Source organism: Ralstonia sp. RL (assembly GCF_001683835.1).
Classification (GTDB): domain Bacteria; phylum Pseudomonadota; class Gammaproteobacteria; order Burkholderiales; family Burkholderiaceae; genus Ralstonia; species Ralstonia mannitolilytica.
On record NZ_LWRX01000046.1, the window covers coordinates 1 to 2,422 of the forward strand.

At 65.3% G+C, this 2,422-nt stretch carries 2 protein-coding genes and 1 pseudogene; all 3 read right to left on the bottom strand.

Annotated elements, in window-relative coordinates:
- Positions 1-612 (bottom strand): annotated as a pseudogene (locus A6M56_RS05115) (exonuclease domain-containing protein); the annotation flags it as partial.
- Between the two features lie 35 nt (positions 613-647).
- Complete coding sequence (locus A6M56_RS05120) at positions 648-1,022, bottom strand: response regulator transcription factor (protein WP_286757838.1); 375 nt, start codon at positions 1,020-1,022, stop codon at positions 648-650.
- 133 nt (positions 1,023-1,155) lie between these two features.
- On the bottom strand, positions 1,156-2,422 hold a 1,267-nt coding region (locus A6M56_RS05125), incomplete at its 5' end, for a sodium:solute symporter family transporter (RefSeq protein ID WP_286757839.1).

Genomic DNA, 2,422 nt, shown 5'->3' on the forward strand with positions numbered 1-2,422 from the left:
CAGCTGGTACTGGACCTGTTCCAGCGCATGGACGATCAGGTCGCGTTCGAGCAGACCGAATACGGAACGACCGAGGCCGACCGGCGCCGCGCTGGCCGCGCTTCCCTGCGCGGCCTCGAACAGTTTGCGGGCGCGGGTGTTGTACAGCAGGATGCGGCCCTCGATATTGCACACCAATACACCCTGCGCCAGCTCCGACATGAGCGCGGCCAGCCGGTTGCGCTCCTCCGCAAGCGCGCGGTTGGCCGCGTCGATCTTCGCCTGCACATCGTCTTGCAGGCGCTGGTGCGATGCCGCGAGCGTGTTGAGCCTGGCGCCCAGTTCGCGCACTTCGCGCGCCCCCTGCGGCGCGATCCGATAACCGGGATTGCTCATCAGCAGGACGGCCTCTTCCGCCATGCGCGCCATCGGCACGAGGTAGCGGTCGATCAGCGCCTTGAGCGCCAGCCCTTGCAGGGTCACCAGCAACAGCGCCAGCAGCAGTATCGGAGCGGCGCGCGGCAGGAGCAGCTGTTCGATCAGCAACCGCTGCGCGTCGTCGCGCCCGGCCACGACGGCGAAGAAAAAGCCGCCGACGATCGCCAGCTGCGACGCGAACATCAGCGCCAGCAACAGCCAGAAACGGTATTTGAACAATAGTTTGCGGATCATGCGCGCGCCGACAGCAGTTCTCCCACTTTCCCCATCAGCTCCCGGGTCGAAAACGGCTTGATGAAATAGGCGTCGGCGCCCAGCGCCAGACCCTTGCTGACATCCACGTCGCGCGCCTTGGCCGACAGCATCACGATCCTTATCCGCCTGCCGTCGTTCTGCTCGCGGATCCGGCGGCACACCGCGTATCCGTCCTGCTTCGGCATCAGCACATCCAGCAGCACCAGGTCCGGCCGGAACGCCTCGACCAGCCGCATCGCCTGCTCGCCGTCGTGCGCCACCGCCACCTCATAGCCGCGCTGCTGCATGAGGAATTCGAGCGCTACGACGATATTCGGTTCGTCGTCGACGATCAGCACCTTCCGTGCCATCCATGTATCTCCTCAGCGCGCGTGGGCCGCGCCGGATGCTGCATGAGCAAGCCCCGGGAATCGCTTCCCGGGGCTCGTGCTCCGGCGCTGGCGCCGGGTAATTCCGCGCACGGCCAGAGCCGTGCGCACCGCCTTAGTGGCCGGATGCGGCGGCCGCGCCGATGCCGGTTTCGGAACGCACCTTCTGCGCTTCGTAGCCGGCCTTGTCTTCGCGGGCGCGCTCGCTGCCGTCGAGGATCGAGAACAGCCAGATGCCGATGAAACCGACGGCCATCGAGAACAGCGCCGGCGAGGTGTACGGGAAGATCGCTTCCTTGTAACCGAACACATCCACCCACACCGACTTCGAAATCACGGTGAGAACGACCGCGGTGATCAGGCCGAGGAAGCCGCCGATGGTCGCGCCGCGGGTGGTGCAATCCTTCCACAGCACCGACATGAACAGCACCGGGAAGTTGGCCGAGGCGGCGATCGCGAACGCCAGCGACACCATGAACGCGATGTTCTGCTTCTCGAACACGATGCCCAGCACCACCGCGATGATGCCGAGGATGATGGTGGTCACGCGCGACACGCGCAGCTCGCTTTCGCTGCTGGCCTGGCCCTTCTTGAACACGGTCGCGAACAGGTCGTGCGACACGGCCGAGGCGCCCGACAGGGTCAGGCCCGCCACCACCGCCAGGATGGTCGCGAACGCCACGGCCGACATGAAGCCGAGGAATACGTTGCCGCCGACCGCCTTGGCCAAGTGGACCGCCGCCATGTTGTTACCGCCGAGGAGCTTGCCTGCCGCATCCTTGAACTCCGGATTGGTGCCGACCAGGACGATCGCGCCGAAACCGATGATGAAGGTCAGGATGTAGAAGTAGGCGATCCAGGTGGTGGCCCAGAACACCGACTTGCGGGCTTCCTTGGCGCTCGGCACGGTGAAGAAGCGCATCAGGATGTGCGGCAGGCCGGCGGTGCCGAACATCAGCGCCATGCCGAAGGAGATCGCGGAGATCGGGTCCTTGATGAAGGTGCCCGGGCCCATGATTTCATTTTTCTTCGTATGGACTTCGACCGACTTGGCAAACAGCGCTTCCGGGCTGAAGTTGAACTGCGCCATCACGACAAGCGCCATGAAGGAGGCGCCGCCCAGCAGCATGATCGCCTTGATGATCTGCACCCAGGTGGTGGCGGTCATGCCGCCGAACAGCACGTACACCATCATCAGGGTGCCGACGATGAGCACCGCGACCCAGTACTCCAGGCCGAACAGCAGCTTGATCAGCTGGCCGGCGCCGACCATCTGCGCGATCAGGTAGAACGCCACCACCACCAGCGTGCCCGAGGCCGCGAAGGCACGCAGCGGGGTCTGCTGGAAGCGGTAGGCGGCGACGTCGGCGAAGGTGAAGCGG

Excerpts from the sequence above, each read along its gene's own strand:
- A6M56_RS05120 (WP_286757838.1), bottom strand. The coding sequence starts at position 1,022 with ATGGCACGGAAGGTGCTGATCGTCGACGACGAACCGAATATCGTCGTA.